The sequence below is a fragment of the Flavobacterium erciyesense genome, from assembly GCF_018069925.1.
In the GTDB taxonomy this organism is placed as follows: Bacteria; Bacteroidota; Bacteroidia; order Flavobacteriales; family Flavobacteriaceae; genus Flavobacterium; species Flavobacterium erciyesense.
This window is the reverse complement of sequence record NZ_JAGPXB010000008.1, coordinates 1-21024: the sequence shown is the minus strand read 5'-3', so window position 1 is coordinate 21024 and position 21024 is coordinate 1. Positions and strand designations below refer to the sequence as shown.

Annotated in this window: 15 protein-coding genes; 2 read left to right on the top strand and 13 right to left on the bottom strand. The window is 33.6% G+C overall.

The features are described from left to right. Nucleotides 1-85: 85 nt before the first annotated feature. The 11 genes from KBJ98_RS09715 to KBJ98_RS09665 form a co-directional block, all read right to left on the bottom strand. Nucleotides 86-2911, bottom strand: a complete 2826-nt coding sequence (locus KBJ98_RS09715) for a gluzincin family metallopeptidase (RefSeq protein ID WP_317192491.1) — start codon at nt 2909-2911, stop codon at nt 86-88. 116 nt (nt 2912-3027) lie between these two features. Next, a complete protein-coding gene (locus KBJ98_RS09710; protein ID WP_210790093.1) occupies nt 3028-3756 on the bottom strand; it encodes an LOG family protein in 729 nt (242 codons plus the stop codon). Between the two features lie 368 nt (nt 3757-4124). After that, nucleotides 4125-6956 carry an excinuclease ABC subunit UvrA gene (gene uvrA, locus KBJ98_RS09705; RefSeq protein ID WP_210790091.1) on the bottom strand — a complete coding sequence of 944 codons (2832 nt, stop codon included), beginning with the start codon at nt 6954-6956 and terminating at the stop codon, nt 4125-4127. A 136-nt stretch (nt 6957-7092) separates the two neighbouring features. After that, the gene (locus KBJ98_RS09700) at nt 7093-10173 is read right to left on the bottom strand and encodes a WD40/YVTN/BNR-like repeat-containing protein (RefSeq protein ID WP_210790089.1); all 3081 of its coding nucleotides are present in this window, start codon (nt 10171-10173) and stop codon (nt 7093-7095) included. 63 nt (nt 10174-10236) lie between these two features. Beyond that, nucleotides 10237-10974, bottom strand: coding sequence for an outer membrane lipoprotein-sorting protein (locus KBJ98_RS09695; RefSeq protein WP_210790086.1), 738 nt, complete (start codon nt 10972-10974; stop codon nt 10237-10239). Nucleotides 10975-11384: 410 nt separating this feature from the next. Then, nucleotides 11385-11666 (bottom strand): hypothetical protein, encoded by a 282-nt coding sequence (locus KBJ98_RS09690; protein ID WP_210790083.1) that lies wholly within the window; start codon nt 11664-11666, stop codon nt 11385-11387. Between the two features lie 62 nt (nt 11667-11728). Continuing rightward, nucleotides 11729-12355, bottom strand: coding sequence for a hypothetical protein (locus KBJ98_RS09685; RefSeq protein WP_210790080.1), 627 nt, complete (start codon nt 12353-12355; stop codon nt 11729-11731). A gap of 88 nt (nt 12356-12443) precedes the next feature. After that, the gene (locus KBJ98_RS09680; RefSeq protein WP_210790077.1) at nt 12444-13025 is read right to left on the bottom strand and encodes a hypothetical protein; all 582 of its coding nucleotides are present in this window, start codon (nt 13023-13025) and stop codon (nt 12444-12446) included. Further along, nucleotides 13025-13597, bottom strand: coding sequence for a hypothetical protein (locus KBJ98_RS09675; protein ID WP_210790074.1), 573 nt, complete (start codon nt 13595-13597; stop codon nt 13025-13027). Before KBJ98_RS09675 ends, KBJ98_RS09680 begins: the two co-directional genes overlap by 1 nt. Nucleotides 13598-13990: 393 nt before the next feature. Continuing rightward, nucleotides 13991-16972 (bottom strand): sensor histidine kinase, encoded by a 2982-nt coding sequence (locus tag KBJ98_RS09670; protein ID WP_210790072.1) that lies wholly within the window; start codon nt 16970-16972, stop codon nt 13991-13993. Beyond that, nucleotides 16956-17705: a LytR/AlgR family response regulator transcription factor gene (locus KBJ98_RS09665; RefSeq protein ID WP_210790070.1), complete on the bottom strand. Its 750-nt coding sequence runs from the start codon at nt 17703-17705 to the stop codon at nt 16956-16958. The genes KBJ98_RS09670 and KBJ98_RS09665 overlap by 17 nt, the downstream gene beginning before the upstream one ends. 186 nt (nt 17706-17891) lie before the next feature. Between KBJ98_RS09665 and KBJ98_RS09660 the strand changes: the two genes are divergently transcribed. Beyond that, complete coding sequence (locus KBJ98_RS09660; RefSeq protein ID WP_210790067.1) at nt 17892-18821, top strand: ketopantoate reductase family protein; 930 nt, start codon at nt 17892-17894, stop codon at nt 18819-18821. Nucleotides 18822-18908: 87 nt separating this feature from the next. Further along, a complete protein-coding gene (locus tag KBJ98_RS09655; protein ID WP_210790066.1) occupies nt 18909-19466 on the top strand; it encodes a hypothetical protein in 558 nt (185 codons plus the stop codon). 47 nt (nt 19467-19513) lie between these two features. Here the strand turns inward: KBJ98_RS09655 and KBJ98_RS09650 are convergent, their stop codons facing one another. Beyond that, nucleotides 19514-20116, bottom strand: a complete 603-nt coding sequence (locus KBJ98_RS09650) for an RsmD family RNA methyltransferase (protein WP_210790062.1) — start codon at nt 20114-20116, stop codon at nt 19514-19516. After that, nucleotides 20113-20919: a DUF3822 family protein gene (locus KBJ98_RS09645; protein WP_210790059.1), complete on the bottom strand. Its 807-nt coding sequence runs from the start codon at nt 20917-20919 to the stop codon at nt 20113-20115. Before KBJ98_RS09645 ends, KBJ98_RS09650 begins: the two co-directional genes overlap by 4 nt. Nucleotides 20920-21024 lie beyond the last annotated feature (105 nt).

Genomic DNA, 21024 nt, shown 5'->3' with positions numbered 1-21024 from the left:
AAAATGAAACTTATTTTTTTTATATGTGTAATTTTATTGCTTTTAAAATGATAATTACGCAATAAAAAGCACTCATTAATTTCGATTAAAACCATTTTCGGCTAAAAAGATTGATTAATGTTTTAGGCGAAAATGTTACGATAAAACGTACTTTTTCGCTATAATTATTTGAAGAGATCTCCCAACCATTGCTTGAATACACCGGAAAATAGAGTTCAAAATAGTCTGTAACTAAGTTTAATCTTATGCCGCTATCAAAAACAAAGCGTTCTTTTTGGCTTCGATTCTTTAAAATTCCGACATCACCATATACTTCGATCCAATTCCAAATACTCACACTAGCATTTAAACTACTTAAAAAAGTGTTGGCAAATGGCGTGTTTAATTTAGACTTAAATCCGCCCTCGGCAATAATGTATTGTTGACTGAATAAGCCACTATTTTCAGATCGTCCTAAATAATTGTAATCAAACAAATAATCAGTCGGGCGATCTAGCGCGAAACTAAAATAATCCGAATCGGTTTTGTTGTACAAAAAGTGTCCTGCATACAAACGCAAATTCAGTTGGCGGTTGTTTTCATATAATTTTCTGAATTCAACTTCCGCGGTGGCTTTACCAAATTTCCCTGAAAATTGGGTTACCGCAGTAAAATTAATGTGATTGGTGACCTCTGTTTTGTTGTTGCTATAGCGTAAATCAAGAACTGAATAATTGTTTGGTGAATTATCGTTAACAAAAGCACTCGTTTCGCGATCTACATTAATTTGACGTAGCAAGATAAATTGTTTGCGGTTGTCTCTAAAATTTGGTTCACGAATACGCATTTGTACCGAAGTATTGAGGCGCAAATAACTAGCATCTGGTGCATAGTTGAAGTAGTTGGCACTTAGACCATATTTTATATTAAACAAATTACTATTTCTCATATTTTGGTTGACCACGAATGCAGCAGCACCGGACAAATTTTGCGACTTTGTTGAGTAGGACGGATTAACATCAAACGTAAACGGCTTGTCTAAAATAGTCTTGTTATGCAAGCGTAAACCAGGAGTTAAACCGTCATAGAAGTTATAGTAAATAGAAGGTAAAAACAAAATTTGATTAAAGTAAGGATCCTCTAAATCTTTAAAAAAGGCAAATTTCAAAGGTCTGTTGTTCGGGAAAAAACCATTTAGTTTAAACCAATTGTTCCGTAAATTATATTCAGGAACTTCATTTTTTAAATTAATGACCATTTTGTCAATAGCTTGCCTCGGGATTGTCATTGTAGTGTCACAGGCTTTGATATCGAACCATTTTTGATATACAATTTTCCCTTTTGCTAAACCAAAAATGGGCACAGGTACTTGTGTTCCTGTTTTATTTTTAACCGAAAATGTGATATTGTCTTTGGTTGATGAAACGTTTTTAAACTTGTAATCAACAATCGATCTGGAGTTGATAATGGTATTAAAAAACCAGTCCAAATTACTTGCAGTTTTACTTTTTAGAATGGTTTCAAAATCAATTCTGGTACTATTTTTTGTTTGATTATTTTGGTAAAATTCAAGTATTGTGCTGCGTAATACATCGTTTTGCAGGTATGAGTCTAAATATTTCATACTCAAACCAGCTTTGTATTTGTTAGCAATTTGCTCATTAAATTTTATCAAGGAACTTTTAGGTTCGCCAAGTGCTTGATCTAAATTTTTGCGAGCCATAAGCATGTAAAAATAACTGTACTGCTCATTAAAATTTACGTCTGCTAGACTAAAAGGTTTCAATAATTTTAACTTTGCTAAGCTACCAATCAGTTTACTGTCCGTATAATAGTTTTCAATGTATTGCATCATTAAATATACTTGTAAACCATCATAGAGCCAATTGTCTTTTCTAGGATCAAGATGCAGACTATTTTTTAAAAAACTGTTCAAATAGGTTTTTAAAAATTTTATTTCAAATAAAAATTCATTTGGAAACGGACTTAAAAACGAAGGCAACTGATTTAATCCGTAAAACGGATTCTTATCGTAATCGGCCTGAGCAACCATTATATTTTGCTGCGGATAATTCCCTAAAAAAGAATGCGTAAATTGAACAATGCGGTCTACGCTTATGGCTTTCTGAATGTCATCAACTTTATTTTGTTTTAAGTCCGTCCATACATTAACCAAAGCATTGTTATAACTGTAAAAGTTCGCTTTGGGTTGAAGGCTGAGCGTGAAATCAGTTCTGTTTTTACCTGTTCCTTGATAAATAGAGTTTTGGTCTTGTGCTGCTTTATTAGCATTCAAATCGGTAGTAATTATCCAATTGTTAGGCGTAGCAATAACAACTTCTAAGTCAGTAATGGCATTGGCTGTATCATCAAGATTGTAATTGCTATAACGTACAAAATCATGATTTTCATAGCGTGCCACATACAAAAAAGTGTTTTTTAAATAAACACCACCTGTATCATTATAACCTACTTTGGTGAACTTATCATACGGAATTTTACTGTTGTAACGCAGTAATAGTGTTGTTTTTTCTCCTGGTAACAAAGGCTGAAGTAGCGTAACTTCGATTAAGTCGGGATGGATCTCTGGTCGCTGCCAAATAAGTGACAAATGTTGTGCGTTGGTAATGTTTAGGTTTTGAGTACTGCCGCGTTCCTCTTCTTTTGCCAAATGAAATCCTCTGTAAAATTCATCCGAAAAGCGTTTGGCCAACGGAGTAGTTTTACTAGAATACGCATGATTCCAATCGTTTAAAACAATCGATTTTAAAGTGTCTTTAGTTTCATTTGTAAAGTTAATTTGTTGACTAACTTCAAAACTTTTGAGTTCCGGAAGCCAATTGAGCTTTATTTTAGATTCCTGTTGTCCCAACATTCGGGCGGGTAGCATTAAAGCAAGGAGGCAAAGTGTGGTTAAAAATAATTTCTTCAAAATCGGGTAGGGCTGTATTAAAAAATAAATATACTTATAATGGAATACAAATGCTTGCTATGAGTCAAATTTTACCTAAAAAAAAAAGAAGCTGTTGTTAGCGCTTCTTTATCGTATTAAAAATTAGGAGATAAATCGTATTTTTTATAAAAGGCATCAATTACAGCAACCACTTCATCTTCGGTATCTACAATTTTAATTAAGTCTAAATCCCCAGGACTTACTGTCTTTTCTTTTTCTACAAGCACCGTTTTAACCCAGTCTAACAACCCAGACCAGAAAGTGCTTCCCACCAAAATAATAGGGAATTTTCCAATTTTTTTGGTTTGAATTAACGTGATTGCCTCAAAAAGTTCGTCTAATGTTCCAAAACCTCCAGGCATAACCACAAATCCTTGCGAATATTTCACAAACATTACCTTTCTAACAAAGAAATAATCAAAGTTTAGGTTTTTATCATTGTCAATATATGGGTTAAAATGCTGCTCAAAAGGCAACTCAATATTCAAACCTACAGATGTTCCACCGCCTAAATGCGCTCCTTTATTGCCAGCTTCCATAATTCCAGGACCACCGCCAGTAATTACGCCGTAACCCGCTTTACTAATTTTGTAAGCAATTTTTTCTGCCAGTAAGTAATTTGGATCCTCTGGCTTGGTTCTCGCCGATCCAAAAATAGACACACAAGGACCTATACGCCCCATACTTTCGTACCCATTTACAAACTCTGACATGATTTTAAAAATCGCCCAGCTATCGTTAGTACGTATTTCATTCCAATCTTTCTGCTTCAATCGGTCTTGGATTACTTTATCCTCGTCATTATCAAAATCTTCTAATCTCATATTCTATATTTTAATTATCTTTTCTATTTTTTTCAGGAGCTTTATCCTGCTGTACGTTCTATCTTTTTATTTTTTAAAGAAAAAAAATAAAAAGGATGCCACTTCCATCAGGGCTAAAAATCGAGCCTGCTAAAGTAATTCTTTTTTTAAAACTGAAGCGTACTGCTTTTGTAGTTTTTTATTCCCCTCCTTTGGAGGGGTCACCGCCCAATGTCATTAATTTAAATAATAATCCCTATGATTTTGTCATTCCGACGAAGGAGGAATCTCAACAAACGTGAGCAACATACAGAGATTCCTCCTTCGTCGGAATGACAAATAAACTCTTAACGTAATGACAATCAGGGCATCCCTCCAAAGGAGTGGAATTAAACCAACTCTTTCTTTAAAAACTGTGCGGTATAGCTTTTTTTGCTTTTTGAAACTTCTTCAGGCGTTCCCTTGGCAATCAACTGACCGCCGCCTTTTCCGCCTTCAGGACCAATATCAATAATGTAATCAGCCAGTTTAATCACATCCATATTGTGTTCAATAATTAAGATCGTATTTCCTTTATCAACTAGTTTATTAATTACTTCCATCAGCACTCTTATATCTTCAAAATGGAGTCCTGTTGTAGGTTCGTCTAAGATGTAAAACGTATTTCCAGTATCTTTTTTAGACAATTCTCCCGCTAACTTGATGCGTTGTGCTTCACCTCCTGAAAGAGTGGTACTTTGTTGGCCTAAAGTGATATAACCCAAACCTACATCTTGTAAGGTTTTAACTTTTCTATATATCTTCGGAATCATTTCAAAGAAAGGAACGGCCTCGTCAATAGTCATATTCAATACATCTGAAATGGATTTTCCTTTGTATCGAATTTCTAATGTTTCTCTATTAAAACGTTTTCCTTGACAGGTTTCGCATTCTACGTACACATCAGGTAAAAAGTTCATTTCTATTGTTCGAACACCTGATCCTTCGCAGGTTTCACAGCGTCCTCCTTTTACATTAAAACTAAAACGACCTGCTTTGTATCCGCGAATCATACTTTCAGAAGTCATCGTAAATAGGTTTCTGATTTCTGTAAATACCTCGGTGTAGGTTGCTGGATTCGAGCGTGGTGTTCTACCAATCGGGCTTTGGTCAATATCAATCACTTTATCTATATGTTCTAAACCTTCAATTTTTTTGTACGGTTGCGGTTTTTTAACACCATTAAAATAATACGCATTCAAAATAGGGTAGAGCGTCTCGTTGATCAAAGTTGATTTTCCACTTCCCGAAACTCCAGTTACACAAATCATTTTACCCAATGGCAATTCAATCGAAACGTTTTTCAAGTTATTTCCGGTTGCTCCAGTTAATTTTAGGAATTTTCCGTTGCCGTCTCGTCGTTTTTTAGGAACTTCAATTTTCATCTCGCCATTCATGTACATCGCTGTAATAGTATGGTGTTTCAAGATTTCGGCAGGCGTTCCTTTACTAATGATTTCACCACCGTATTTTCCGGCTTTGGGTCCAATGTCAATTACATAATCAGCGCGTTCTATCATGTCTTTGTCATGTTCAACGACAACTACCGAATTCCCAATGTCTCTTAACTGCTCTAGTGATTGAATCAGTTTTTCATTGTCTCGCTGGTGCAATCCAATACTCGGTTCATCCAAAATATACAAGACACCAACCAATTGTGAACCAATTTGTGTGGCCAAACGAATACGCTGTGCTTCACCTCCTGAAAGTGATTTCGAACTTCGGCTTAAAGCCAAATAATCCAAACCTACATTCATCAAGAAGTGCAAACGGTCCTTTATCTCTTTGATTACTTCGGTGGCGATACGCTTTTGTTTATCAGATAAATGGTTGTCTAAATCTTTGAACCAAGCAGTCAAATCCGAAATGTCCATATCGCACAATTCGGTGATGTTTTTTGTGTTGATTTTAAAGAATTGGGCTTCTTTTTTTAATCGGGAACCTTCACAAACCGGACATTTTATTTCATCCATGAATTCCTTTGCCCAGCGCTTAATTGTCGCCGATCCACTTTCATCGTATTGGTTTTTTATGAAATGCGAAATTCCTTCAAAATCAATTTTATATTCTTTAGTAACTCCAGCTGTTTTCGATTCGATGCTAAATTTTTCTTTGCCACCATTCAAAATCATTTCCATCGCCTCAGCTGGTATGGTTTCAATGGCATCAGTCAATTTAAAACTGAATTTTTCACCAATGGTTTCCAATTGCTTAAAAATCCAAGAGCTTTTGTATTCGCCCAAAGGGGCAAAACCACCCGCTTTAATAGATAATTTTGGGTTTGGAACAATCTTTTTACTGTTGACTTCATTCACAGTTCCGAGTCCGTTGCAATGATCACAAGCTCCTTTCGGAGAATTGAAAGAAAACAAATTAGGCTCTGGATTTTGATAAGATATTCCAGTGCTAGGACACATCAAGTTCCGACTAAAATAGCGCACCTCATTCGAATCTTGGTCTAAAACCATCAATACATTTTCACCTTGATTCATGGCGGTATTGATACTTTCCATCAAACGTTTGGCGTTATCTGGTGTGTCTTCAATTACCATTCGATCTACAACAATTTCGATGTCGTGGGTTTTGTAACGGTCGAGTTTCATCCCTAAAGTAATATCGAGTACGTCGCCATTCACACGAACTTTCAAAAAGCCTTGCTTGGCAATTTGTTGAAAAAGCTCTGCGTAATGTCCTTTTCGAGCTCTAATTACAGGCGCCAAAATATTGATTCGTTTTCCTGCAAAATCATGAAGAATTAAATCTTTGATTTGTTCATCGGAGTAAGAAACCATTTTTTCGCCACTGTTGTAACTGTAAGCATCGGCACCACGAGCATAGAGCAAACGCAAGAAATCATAAATTTCAGTTATAGTTCCTACCGTAGAACGTGGACTTTTACTGGTCGTTTTTTGTTCAATAGCAATCACAGGTGAAAGGCCATCGATTTTATCAACATCAGGACGTTCTAATCCACCCAAAAACTGACGTGCATAGGCAGAAAAAGTTTCTACATAACGGCGTTGCCCTTCGGCATAAATGGTATCAAAAGCTAAGGAGGATTTTCCAGATCCCGAAAGACCGGTAATGACAACCAGTTTTTCTCTTGGAATGGAAACATCTATATTTTTTAAGTTGTGGACGCGAGCGCCTTGAACTTCAATGGTATTGTCTTTGTCTAGCATAATTTTTTGCAAAAAAGCAAAGTTACCATTTTGAATTGTTCTTTTGATGCAACAGTTTAGAAGTTTGTGTTAAAATGAGGTATAAAAAAACGCCAACCGAAGTTAGCGTTTTTGATACAATTTGTTTTAAATGTTCTTATTCTGAAATAAACTCTGCAAATGTTTTCAAAACAAACGGGATGTTTTGTTCTTTTGCTTGTTTTAAATAAGTAGCTTCATTTTTTGTTTTAACCGTTTTGAAATCTTTCATTTCGCTATCAAAGCGCTGCATAATCGATTCCTTATTTTCTAATTGTGAAGGAGAAGGAGCTGTAAAGTTGCTAGCAATAGAAGCGTATAATTCTCCAAGTTTTTCTCTTAACTGAGGCTCTGCTGAAGCTACGTAGGCGTCACCAGTAGTAACTACCATTTTTGCTTTTACATTTTCAAAATCAGTTTTGATTTTTGTGCCATTTTTGGCAAAACCTTTATTTTTAGCAATTAATTGATCTAATAATTTTACAGTTTCGTCAATTTCATACACTGCATAAGCTAGTTCTTCGTTTTTGTTGAACAACTCTCGTGTAGTCTCTTTTTGTTTCCCTCTATCAGCGGCAGAAATACTACTTTTTGGATCATTTAGAACTTTAAAGGTGTGTGTGTAAGTATCTTTTCCTTTGGTCATTACTACTTTATAATTGCCCTCTTGCACACGTGGCGAAGTAAAACCAGCAAATGATACTGTTTTTCCAGACGCAATTTTTGGGTTTTTCATGTTATAGTCCCAGGCAACTACGTTGATTCCTTTTTGTTTGCCTGCAGGTAACGACACAATTTTATTGCCTTGTTCGTCTTGTATTTCAAGATCCATCTTACCTAAAGTATGTCTTTTTTTCAGGTAATAGATAATTTGAGCACTTGATGATGGATTATTTCCCACAAACTCCAATTCTGTGGCAGTAGTTCCAAAACTTGATTGTTCTTCAATTACAGCTGGCTTCAAATCAAAGAAATGAACATCTTTAGCAAGAACGTCTTGACTGATTTGACGCAAGGGCGTAATATCATCTAGGATGATAACCCCACGACCATGAGTTGCCATAACCAACGAATTGGTTTTAGTACTTAATTCCATGTAATGCACAGCAACCGATGGCATTTTATTGGTAAAATGAGACCAGTTTGCGCCACCATCTATAGTAATGTATAAACCTTTTTCGGTACCCAAGAACAATAAGTTTTCATTGGTAAAATCTTCTTGAATATTACGAACAAAACCATCCACATCAGATGTAATAATAGATTTCCATGTTTTTCCAAAATCGGTCGTTTTGTAGGTGTATGGAGTATAATCATTTTTTGCATGACCCTCAAAAACGGCATAGGCTGTTCCTTCTCCAAAAGTACTTGCTTCAATGTGATAACACCAAGTATTTTTTGGAAGTCCAGCAATGTTAGCAACCACATTAGTCCACGTTTTTCCACCATCTTTGGTAACTTGTACATTACCGTCGTCAGTACCGGCCCAAATCACTTTTTCGTTTAATGGAGACTCGGCAATTGTAAAAATAGTACAGTGTTTCTCCGCTCCAGAATTGTCAACAGACAATCCACCCGACTTTTCTGTATTGTATTTTGAAGCATCATTCGTAGTTAAATCTGGTGAAATTTTGGTCCATGTACGACCCATATCCTCTGATTTGTGTACGAACTGACTTCCCATGTAGAAACGATCGGCTTGTTTTTTACTTATTTCCATTGGAGCATTCCAGTTGAAACGTAATTTTGGATCGCCTTTTACTGCTAATGGCTGAATTGTGATTAACTCTTGCGTATCTGTATTGTAGCGCCAAACATTTTCGGCACCTTGCATTTCACTGTAAATGATATTTTTGGTTGGATGCTTGATTACTCTAAAACCATCACCTTGACCAATTCTAGTCCAGTCTCTTGATTCAATTCCGCCCGGACTTTTTGATGGGCCATACCAAGAACCGTTATCTTGTAAGCCTCCATAAACATTAAATGGTTCTTTATCATCGATACTTACGTGATAAAACTGAGAAACAGGAATGTTGCTGACCATTTCCATCGTATTGGCACCGTCCCAACTTCTGTAAACACCACCATCTGTCCCACAATACATTCTGTTACTATCATTAATATCAAAAACAATATCATGGATGTCTGAGTGCATGTTTCCAAGGTTTTTGAATGTTTTTCCACCATCTCTACTTATTGATCCGCTCAAACCACCTTTGACAACAATTTCAGGATTTTTTGGATCAACAGTTATTCTCGAAAAATAGAAAGGTCTTACCACTAAACCAAAATCGTTATTCAGATGTTTCCAATTGGCACCTGCATCATCAGAGCGGTACAAACCATTCAACTCTGGTTTTTCTGTTTCAAGTACCGAATACAAAATGTTTGAGTTCGAAGGAGCTACTGCAATGGCTATTCTTCCCAATTGACCTGCAGGAAAACCAGTGTGGATCTTGTTCCAAGTTTTTCCACCGTCTACAGATTTATACAAAGCCGATTTAGTTCCACCCGAACTGAATGACCAACCCGTTCTTCTGAATTCCCAAAAAGAGGCATACATGATGGCGCTATTTTTAGGGTCGATAATCAAATCTGAACAACCTGTTTTGTTATCTACAAAAAGAACTTTGTTCCAAGTGTTTCCGCCATCTGTTGTTTTGTAAATACCTCTTTCGTCACTATCTCCCCACAAGGCTCCAAGAACACCAACCCAAACAATATCACTATTTTTAGGATCAACAACAATAGAACTAATTCGGTCAGATTTAGGCAATCCCATGTTTTTCCAGTTTTGACCACCATCTGTCGATTTGTAAATTCCATCACCCATGGAAACACTATTTCTAGTCCACGTTTCTCCGGTACCAACCCAAATGTTTTGGTCTGGTTTTGAAGGATCTATAGTTACGCAGCCGATAGATTGAATATGTTCATCAAATATTGGATTAAATGAAGCTCCTCCATCGTTACTTTTCCAGACACCGCCGCCAGCTGTACCTGTGTAAATGATTTTATTGTTTGTAGGATGCACTTCAAGATCGGTAATTCTACCACTCATTAAAGCAGGACCCAGGTGTCTGGCTTGAATATCACCAAAAAGCTCTTTACCTTTCAGAACGATTTTATCTTGTGCCAAAGCATTTGTTGCAGATAGTATGCCTATACAAGCAACCCACATTATTCTTTTTTTCATAGAAATGTTTGTTAAAAAAAGTCCTTACTTCGCAATAAGGACTTTGAGTTGATTATACAGATATTATTGAGCTGGAAAAGCGTAAATTTTTGAATCTAAAGTAGGGTTTAAAGTAATTTTTTTAACTTTCATTTCTTGGCCACCTTGATTCATTGAAAATGGGAAAAAGATTCCGTCCACTTCTTGGTAATCACTCATAGTTGAAGTTGATTTTTGTCCTTTTGCAGGTCCTTGCTTTATCTCAGTTTCAGCTGCAATTGGTAAATTATTTTCGGTTTCGAAAAAGTAATAAGAAACATCATCAGATTTTACACCATTAACCATGATTGGTTTTTTGGTAAATTTTATTTTGTAGCATTCTGTTCCTTCTTTTGTTTCTTTACCCATAAATTCTGCACTATATCCTTTGGATTTGTAGTCTAAAAATGGTTCTGGAAAATCTTCACTACTCAATTTAGCATTTGCGGTAGTTTCTGCATCCATTTTTTCAGCTTTCATCGTCATAAAGTTGGTGCTCCACATGGTTTCGCCGTCTGACGCCATTTGTGTAATTTCTTTTCCTTGGAAGTTAAGCTTTACAGCCATTTTACCACCTTTTTCTTGGAAAATTTCTACCGGAATTTCCATTCCTTGAGCGTTAGTAACCATTTCCATCTTTACACTTTTCAGGGCTTTTAATTTTTCTGCGCCACCAATGGTTGTAATGTATTTTGAAATAATTTCATCTGCTGTTTGTGCAAATAATGAAGCACTGCTTGTACAAAGAAAAAGTACTAGTGCGCTGATTTTGAATGTTTTCATGGTTTTTTAATTTAGTTATTTTCAGTTAGATGATTTGTTTTATGTAAGTATACATTATGTTTATTTTGTTACAAAAATCTTTATTTATGTGAATAATTGGTTTTGAATTGTAAAAATAGGCATCACGGGTATTGAGTTAATATAGGAAAGCCTCAGGTACGGTTATTATTTCAATGATGATATTCTGAGCTTTCATGGTCGTTTCATTTTTGATGAATTTTTACTTGGTACCCATTGAAATTTAATAATCTTACCTTAGTCAAGGATAATTTTTTGGAACAGTTATATTATCATTTTGATTAGTTCTTTTGAAGCAAAAGTTTCGAAGTTTGTTTTAAAAGGGGACATAAAAAAAACGCTAATTTAAGTTAGCGTTTTTTTGGTGTGTTGATATATTTTTTAAATAATAATTACTGTAGATCTAGAATTAGTTTTCCATATTTGCTCCAATAGACTTCTTTTTGATTAATTATTTCTACGGTGTTGTTGGGATCATTATTTACCATATATAAATTATCAGCAGTTTTAGTAAGATTGAACTTTTTTCCTCCTTCATTAGTAATGATTAGCTCTTCGGTATCAATTTGACCGCAAAATCCAAAAGAATTACAAATTTTGCCATTTACAGAACTATCATTAATAGATTTACAATTGACAAAGTTCAAGATTATTAGCAAAGTTATTAAGAACATTTTTTTATCATTTTTTTGTTTTTTGGTGTTACACTCTTTTGAATGGATAATTCGGCACAATTTTATTTGCACAACCGTAAAAGTCTTTCAGGATATACAAGCTGAAAAGGAATATTTTCTTTTTCTTTTTCATAAATAAATTTTCTGACAGATAATATTTGATAGGTACATTCAGGTTGTTTATCAAATATGTTATCATAAAAATCAATTGTTTTAACACAAAAACCTGATGAATCCATAAATTCAAAACGGTTTTTGCTCTCTAAAATATCGGGTTCATTTGATAATCTTTTATTGTAATTAGGTTCATTTGCGTGACAACCTTTAAGATTTTCATACCCTAGAATGTCAATAATTCTAATCTTTTCATCATCTTCGATGCCATTTTTATTAGTTACTTTGATTGTAAAAATCTGAAATTTGTTTAAATCAAGTTTAGACATAAACTCGCCAGAAAGGGTAGGTTCAGAGTCTAGCATTCCACTAATATGAGCGAAATCAATAACTTTTTTGTTTGCTAATGAAGTATCATATAGTTTTGTATCATCTTTTTGAAGATTAAGATTTGTATTTTCCTCTACTGTAACAGGAGCATTGCTTTTATTTGAGTTTCTTTTATTGTCATTGTTGCAGGATAGAAAAGTTAGTAATGTTAGTAAAACTAATATTTGATTTTTTGTGTTTTTCATAAAATAAGAAGATGTTAAGTCGAAAGATGTTTGATGAAATTGAACAAGGCGATTTTAAAAAAGTAACTTTTTAGCTTGTAAAAGATTTCTATTCTAGAAGTCCAACACCATACTTATTTAGCAAGAACTCTTGGAAGTCTTCAATTAATGTGAGGTCTTTATTAATTCTTAAAGTATCTATACATTTTACTAATGCTCCTACATCATTTTTAGCTCTAAATTCATGTACGTATCGATAATGAGAAATATTTTTAGAATTAACATAATTTTTTAGTTGGTTAATTTCATTTTGAACAATTTTTACTGAATCTTTTTCTAATCGGTTTAAAATTATTTTTTGCTTATCTAATTTTTTCATCGCTGATATTAAGTAGTAATGATTTCCACTAAACAAAGCATTTGCTGCAATTTTTGAATGTTCCTCCCTTTTTTCTTTGACGTAGTTCTTGATTTTATTTATTTTAACTTCCCTTTGAACTGTTAAGTAATTCGATACTTTTTGCTCATTAATGGTATCGAATAATTTTAAATCTACCAGTTCGTAGCTGTCAGGGTCGTTAAAGTTTTTTTCTACGTATTCATCAATTTCATTTTTTACTTTACTCTCATTAGAGCAAGAAATAAATAGAAAAGAGAGAATTATCAATGTTTTAGTTAAATGGTTCTTCATTATTTTTCGATTACATTTTCGGCTACTTTTATAAATCCTCCTGCTTGTGGAGCAATAGCCTTTATTGCATTATTAACAACTCTATTTATTGCTTCTTCGTTAAGTTTAAAGTCTTTATTTTCATGACTTTCTAGAGGAGTAAATACGGGGTCAAAAACAGGAATGCCTTTTACGAATAATTGACGTTTATAACCAACTTCTATGAATTTCTTTTTAGTATTAAATATCACAAAATCATTGCCTTCTTCATAACTATATTTATATGGGCTAACGTTTACAAAATAATCTTTTTCAAATTCTAAAGCAGCTTCCTTTTTTCCCTTATCATATGACTCTCTCTCTACGATTATACATTTATTTTTTAGATCAAAAATCTGTTCATTCAAAACAGACACTTTTTCTTCGAGTTTTCTATTGACCTCGTAATCAATGTTGGATTTCATATTACCTAATTCAATCGATAATTTTTCTTTATCATGGAGTAGTTTAGTCTGAATATTCTTAAAAAAAATTATCCAAACTAATGTCGTTAGGACTAAAGTGCCCGTTATTGAAGTAATAATTATTTCCATATTATTTGTTTTTATTTACAATGCCGGTGAATGCTTTCCTTTACTTGATCCGTTTGGATGTCTTGGACAGGAATTAGCGGTTAAACTTGATATACTACTTGATGATGATCCGCAGTACTTGCAGCTGTATTTTGATTTTTCGGAACCTTCGTAAAGCATATGCTTCCCCTTACTTGGTCCTAAAGGGTGACGCGGACAGGAGTTAGCGGTTAAACTCGAAATACTAGAACTTTTCGATCCGCAATTGGCACAATAAAAATTTGACATATTTTGGTGTTGATTTATGGTTATCAGCCAAAACTAAAAAACTTAAAACAACAAAAAACCCCGAAATTATAAATCGGGGTTTCTAGGCTATAAAATGGGTAATCTGTGTTATAATTTTTTTTCCAGCTACATAATTAATCGGATAATTACTGTAGTTCCTGTCTCTGAAAAAGTGATTTGAATAGGATTAATATTATTAGGTTGCATAATTTGAAGGCGCTTTTTGGCAATACTTATCCCTTTTGAATCGTGCGTATTTATATTTTTAGTATTGCCTTTTCCATTGTCTGAAATTTGAATTTGAAGCAGCTGATCAACCGTAATTGTAAAATCAATTGTAAAAGAAGGGTGAGGAGATTCCTCATCAAAAGCATGCTTGAAAATATTTTCTACAAAGGGCTGTAATAACATTGTAGGTATTTCTATTTGGTGTTTATCGATGCTTTCATCTACTTCAATTGTAAATTGAATACGGTTGTCAAATCGTTTATTTTCAATAGCAATGTAGGTCTCTAAATATTTAATTTCATCAGCAATTGTTATGGTTTGGTAGGTAGAATTGTCTAATGTTTGACGCATCAAACTAGCAACTTCGCTAATATAAATTGTAGAATTTAGTTTGTCATTATTAAAAACAAATTGTTGAATGGTGTATAAAGCATTAAACGTAAAATGCGGATTCATCTGACTTAATAAGGCTTCTAGTTTTGCCTTAGCAAGTTGATTTTCGGTTGCTGCTTTTTGTTGGGCTCGTTTCTTTATTCTGAAAATCAATAGCGCTGCTCCTAGAATTACAAGAATTCCAATTACACTATAAAAGAGTCCTGTTTTCCAAAATGGAGGTTGAATGATAATCTTTAAAACACTAAAACGCGTTGTTTTTCCGGCATGTAAGTCTAAAACTTCAATTTCTAGATTGTAGGTGTCATTTGGTAAGTAAGACAAATAAACGAATGGCTTTTCTGTATAAGGACTCCATCGATTTGTTTTTTTTAAGCGGTATCTAAACTTTAATTTGTTTGGGAACGAATGTCCTTTTGGTACAAAGTCTAATGCGATTGTATTGTGTTCATAATCTGTAATTAATTGATTGGATTGATACGAAAACCAACGGTAGTTTTTCGGAGCAATCGGAACGGAATTAATGGCAATTGAACTGATTTTGATATCCGTAACCGAATTTTTAGTTGCAGTAATTTTGTTTAAATCGATTGTAAAAAACCCTTTCTTTGTGCCAAGCCACAATTGATTTTCAAAAATATACGAACTAGTTATGGCGGCATCTTTCAGCCCTTGTTCCTTATCGAATAACTGCATCACTCCTTTATGATAGCAGTTTATTCCTTTTTCGGTACCTATAAAAATATAGTCTTGGAAACTTTCTAGAAACGTGATTGTAGTACCTATCAACTGATTTTTTGGAATTGTTTTTAGTATTTTAAAAGATTTGGTGTTATCAATTACATAAATAGCACCAAATTCAGATGCAATAATTAAGTTTCCTTGCTTGTTTTGAGTAATAAATTTGAGTTTGCTTTCGTTCCAAATACCTTTCTTTAGCAGCGATTTAAAAGTTTTATTTTCATAAACAAACAATCCTTGAAACACTGAGATGAAATAGGTTTTATCATTTGAATTTAAAATTCCAACTACGTCCAAAGGGGTATTTGTGTTAAATTCTGAGAAATGTTTGGCTTTTAAACCAGTAAGATCATCATATACACGAACTCCTGCATAGGGAATCGTTTCTATAAATTGCTGATCATAGGTAAATCCAATTTTATAACTGTGAATGGGTACGTAATTGATTAATTCACCATTAAAGCTCATCTCAAATACACCGATATTACTGCTAATCCAGAACGATTTTTGATGTTTTATGATTTCATAAAATTCGATTTGGTTTGTGGGTATTTTATAATTTAATTCATAATAACCGTCAGCATGTGAAGGCAGTTTTTGTTTTGAATTTTGGATAAAAGCTAGTTCGGCATTTTTAAAATCATTTAATGAAACTGATGTGGCAATGTTGTTGTCTTTTTCTAGAAAGGAAACTCCATCCTGATGCAATATCACTTTTTTTGCTCCCATGGAGGTGAAATCCACTATTGATTTATTTTCAAATGGGTTGTAGTTAATGGTTTTATCGAGCTGAATTTCGTATATTCCTTTGTCCTTTGAACCTACGAAAAGAATGTTTTTTTTACGAGCGTGGACCACATTCAATAAATTTTTAGAATCAATTCCGTACAATTCCGAAATGTTTTTCGTCTGGTTATTTGCAATTGCATACAAACCACCGCTATTGTCAAACACACCCCAAGCAGCCGCGTACAGATTATGATCACTATCTGCAGCAAAATCCCAAAAGGTAGATTGTCCAAGAGATTTTGAAGTTTGCCGATGTTGTATTAACTTTTCCATTGGAAAGGATTGCAGAAATCCTTTATTGGCACTTAGTAAAGTTCCTTCAAATAAACCTAAACTGTAGGTATAATTAAACTGATGTACGGCTACAATTTCAGGCTTTTTTTTATTGGTTACAATTTTAAAAATTCCCTCATTTGAGGTTGAAAAATAGACCTCATTCTTGTAAACCACGAAATCGGTCACTATAAACACTCCAAAATGTGGGACAATTCCTTTCGGGACTACAATAGCATTGGTTTTAGTGTCGATAATTGCAATTCCTAGTTCTGTACCTACATAAATTTTGTCGTTGTGAGGCAACACTTTTCGAGCTCGTAACGATGGTAAGCCTTTTTGTTTATCAAAAACAGTAAATTGTAAACCGTCATATTTGTAAACACCACCACCGTAACTAGCAAACCATAAGTTGCCATTGCGATCTTGAGCTATGTCCCAGCAACTGTTATTGTTTATTATTTTTGGTAAAATGAGATTTGAAAAGGCTCCATTTTCCAATTTCGAAATTCCATTTTCGGTACCAATCCATAATTCTTCATTTTTATCCAAAAACAATGCTCGTACCGCATTATTAGGTAATCCATTTGAAGTAGTATAATTGATCGAAGGCTTGTATTGAGCTGAACAATAAAAACCATAGAAACAAAGAAGAAAAAGTAATACTTTAGTTAGCAAGTGCATCTATAAGTTTAGTTTTGTTATAATAAGCATCTGAAACTTTAATGTTAGAACCATCTGACATCTTTACGGTATACGTTTTACTGTTAAAAGAAACGATTTTTTTCTTATTGATGATGGCGCTACTACTTATTTTAATGAAAATGCTTTCGGGTAATACTAACAGGACATCTTTTAAATATTTATGAATTACAATGTTGTCATTTGTTGTTACAATTGTACATTTTCCAGTTCCATTTTGTGATTGGCAACTTATAATTTCACTTGTATCAACTACCGTAAAGCCATCATTAGACGGGAATAAAATGGTAGTTTGATTTCCCTTCAAATTATTCTTTAGGATCTCGTTTCTATTTACAGTGTTAACCATTGCGTTTTTATTTTCGAATTGTTCAACAATGGCCTTTATGTTCAATGGATTAATGGGTTTCATTAAATAATTCATGGCACTTATTTCAATAGCTTTTGTATATTGGTTGGCATGTCCCGTAACAAATACCACTTCAAAAGGCAGTACATCAAAACTATTGATTAATTCAAAACCATTTTTTTCGGGCATATCAATATCTAAAAACACTAGATCCGGCTTATGGGCTTTAATGGCCTCTAATGCGGTATCAACTGAAGGACATAGGGCGACAATTTGAATAACCCCATTACTATACAACTCACAGAAGCTTTTAATAAGCTCTCTCGAATTTTTTTGATCATCAACAATGATTGCGTTTAGTGCCATAAAACAGAAAAGTTGTAGATATTAGTTGAAATTAAAATGAATCTGAAATTGTAATATTTTTTTTGGTAATACGGCAAAGTTATCATTTTGATTGGTTCTTACATCCTAAAAAAATAGAAGTTTATTACAAATTTTGAGATATATTTGATAGTTGTACAAGACATATCTAAAAGTAAAGTTGATTTAATGAAAACAAGAATTGGTGTTTTAGGAATTGGTGGCGTAGGCGGCTATTTTGGTGGATTGCTAGCACAGGCTTATATAAATTCAGATACGATTGAAATTATATTTATAGCCCGTGGTGCAACTAAAAACAGCATAGCACAAAATGGCTTAAAAATAACTACAGATACTACTGAAAGCATTGTGTTTCCTGCATTAGTCTCCAATAATCCAGCAGAGATTGGAACTCTAGATGTACTTATTTGCGCTACAAAAACCTACGATATTGAAAACAGTCTCGCCTCAATAAAAGAATGTATCAATTCAGAAACTATCATTTTTCCTTTGTACAATGGCGTTGATGCAACGGAACGGATTAAAACATTATTTCCTAAAAATACAATTTTACAAGCTTGTGTTTATATTGTTTCAATGATTGAATCGCCTGGGGTTATTAAGAAAATTGGGGCTTATGAGAAATTGTTTTTAGGTTCTTCAACTGTACCTATTTCTAAATTAGAAGTATTGCAATCTATTTTTACACATGCAAAAATCGAAAGCTACCTCGTTGAAAACATTGAAGAAACAGTATGGGAAAAATTTATTTTTATTTCGGCTTTAGCCTCAGCAACATCGTATTTAAATGAAAATATAGGAGGGATTTTAAATAACCCTAGCAACAAAGAACTTTATATTTCTTTATTAAATGAAATTTCTAATGTTGCTTTAGCAAAAGGGGTAAAATTACCGAACGATATAATTACTCAAACCATAACAAAACTCGAAAAAACACCACATAATAACACATCATCGATGCATCGAGATTTTCTAGCTGGAAATATTACAGAAGTGAAATCATTAACAGGATATGTGGTTGTTGAAGGGTTTAAATATGGAATTCCAACTCCGAACTATCAATTAATTTTAAACGAACTAACTAATAATAAGAAATAGTATAAAATTCTGATTTTTTGAACTTTAATTTAGTAGGTTTGAAAACTGAAATTATCCATTAAAAAAATAATTAAAAAAGAATTTGAAATGCCATTAAAAAATTTTAAAAATAGCAAAACTTTTATTTTAGCGGCCTTTATGGCTTTGACAATTCCTAACTCTTTTGCTCAGAACATACCCTCCGTAGCTAAAAGTCAATTTAAAATTAATGTACTATTACCAGGTTTGGTGTATGAATATGGTTTAAGTTCTAAAAACACTTTGTACACCGAAATAAGTTCGGGGTACGGATATACTTCAAATATGTTTGGGAATACATGGAGTTTTTATCCGTACTTGGACACGCAGTTCCGTCATTATTATAATCTTGATAAACGTGCTGCTAATAATAAAACTACAGCGCATAACACAGGAAGTTTTGTTGCATTAATGGGCGTTTACAATTTCAAATCGATCAATAGTAACAAAAACTTTCTACCCTCACAATCGTCTTTTACACTTGCACCAGCTTGGGGTTTTCAACGTACTTATAACAAGAATTTTAATCTCGATCTAAGCGCCGGAATAGGGTATAACTTTCAAGGCTCCGACTCCAATGTCATACCAGTTATCAATTTTACACTTGGTTGGGTTATTGGTAAATAATGAAAACAAAAAAAGCGCTCAGTGAGCGCTTTTTTTTTATGATAATTTTATTCTTCTTCTCCTTGATCTAAAGGAATTACTTTAACATCATCTTCGTCATCATCGTCATCACTTTCAATTTCGAAAAAACTAAAGATTGATCCTCCATAACTTTTTTGGAAAGAAAAATGCATCATATGATCGAGTTTGGTGTATTTTGAATGTTCAATAACCATCATTCCATCCTCATTTAGCAATTGCCTCTCAAAAACTAAAGCCACAATGCGCTCAAATGTTTTTTGATCCAAGTTGTACGGCGGATCAGCAAAAATAATATCGTAAGAAGTTTTACATTTTTCTAGGTAAGCAAAAACATCACTTTTGGTGGCAGCAATATTAAAATCGTATTCGGCAGCTACTTGTTTGATGAATTTTACGCAACCAAAATCGCCATCAACAGAAGTGATAGGTGTGCTTCCGCGTGATGCAAACTCATAACTTATATTGCCCGTTCCTGCAAAGAGATCCAGTACTTTTAGACTATCAAAATTAAAATGATTGTTTAAAACATTGAATAATGCCTCTTTAGACATATCTGTTGTAGGGCGAACAGGTAGTCCTTTTGGAGGAAAAATGCGTCGTCCTTTGTATTTTCCTGAAATAATTCTCATGAATGGAATAGTATAAAATGGTTTCGGTTTTCAGCTTCGGTAAAGTAATTATTCCAACGCAAATCTTCCACATCAATCAACGATACATTTCGAATGTATTTATACGCAATTTGAAAAAGCGGATCCTCTTTGGTAATGGCTCCAATTAAGTCTAAAGTGAAATATTCGGGGTTTAGCTGCAACTGTTCTGCAGTAAATAGGATGTAGTAAATAAAATCTTCTGGAGTTTGATATTCAAAAGAATTGAAAAAAAGTAATTTTTGATTTTGTACAACTACTATTTCAAAATGACTTACACTTACGTGGACAAACATTTTTTTATCCCTCTGGTTTTTCGAAGCATTAAGCAATGTTTGCACTAAAATAGTACTTGCGTGCTTGTAATTAAAAGCTCCAAATTGATCAATAAAAAAATTATTAATGTTTACGTATGGAATAAAAACAGTATTCATTTCGTAAGCAGGAATAGCATCAAAAGCAAAAAAATCAGTTTCGAATACTTTGGTATTGTATTGCAAATAACTACCTAAATATTGCTCATCAAACAAAGGTTCAGGAACAAAGGTTGCCAAATTATTATTGTGAATCACAAGTACTTCGTCGTAAGAATCACGTAATTCAGGATGTTTAGTAAAAGCGTCGGCAAACAAATCTTCGATTTTTGATGTTTTAGGGAAAACATCAAAATGAATTTCGTTAAAAGACGAAACTGTATTATTTAAAGTATCGAAACAACAAAAGGAAAGCCCCGTTAATGAAACTTGAATAGAAAGTTTTTTATGTTTTTTATCGGTAATAATCATACTGCAAAGCCTTTTTTCGAGAAGGCAAACTTACAAATTTTAAAACAAAGAAACAGATTGTGAAGCAGCGAAATCAAAAGTGTTTCTAATTGCGGCAAATTGCTA

Coding starts and splice junctions, on each gene's coding strand:
- KBJ98_RS09665 (WP_210790070.1), bottom strand. CDS start 17,705: ATGGCACTAAACGCAATCATTGTTGATGATCAAAAAAATTCGAGAGAG.
- KBJ98_RS09645 (WP_210790059.1), bottom strand. CDS start 20,919: ATGATTATTACCGATAAAAAACATAAAAAACTTTCTATTCAAGTTTCA.
- uvrA (WP_210790091.1), bottom strand. CDS start 6,956: ATGCTAGACAAAGACAATACCATTGAAGTTCAAGGCGCTCGCGTCCAC.
- KBJ98_RS09670 (WP_210790072.1), bottom strand. CDS start 16,972: ATGCACTTGCTAACTAAAGTATTACTTTTTCTTCTTTGTTTCTATGGT.
- KBJ98_RS09680 (WP_210790077.1), bottom strand. CDS start 13,025: ATGAAGAACCATTTAACTAAAACATTGATAATTCTCTCTTTTCTATTT.
- KBJ98_RS09675 (WP_210790074.1), bottom strand. CDS start 13,597: ATGGAAATAATTATTACTTCAATAACGGGCACTTTAGTCCTAACGACA.
- KBJ98_RS09690 (WP_210790083.1), bottom strand. CDS start 11,666: ATGTTCTTAATAACTTTGCTAATAATCTTGAACTTTGTCAATTGTAAA.
- KBJ98_RS09700 (WP_210790089.1), bottom strand. CDS start 10,173: ATGAAAAAAAGAATAATGTGGGTTGCTTGTATAGGCATACTATCTGCA.
- KBJ98_RS09650 (WP_210790062.1), bottom strand. CDS start 20,116: ATGAGAATTATTTCAGGAAAATACAAAGGACGACGCATTTTTCCTCCA.
- KBJ98_RS09710 (WP_210790093.1), bottom strand. CDS start 3,756: ATGAGATTAGAAGATTTTGATAATGACGAGGATAAAGTAATCCAAGAC.
- KBJ98_RS09660 (WP_210790067.1), top strand. CDS start 17,892: ATGAAAACAAGAATTGGTGTTTTAGGAATTGGTGGCGTAGGCGGCTAT.
- KBJ98_RS09685 (WP_210790080.1), bottom strand. CDS start 12,355: ATGAAAAACACAAAAAATCAAATATTAGTTTTACTAACATTACTAACT.
- KBJ98_RS09695 (WP_210790086.1), bottom strand. CDS start 10,974: ATGAAAACATTCAAAATCAGCGCACTAGTACTTTTTCTTTGTACAAGC.
- KBJ98_RS09655 (WP_210790066.1), top strand. CDS start 18,909: ATGCCATTAAAAAATTTTAAAAATAGCAAAACTTTTATTTTAGCGGCC.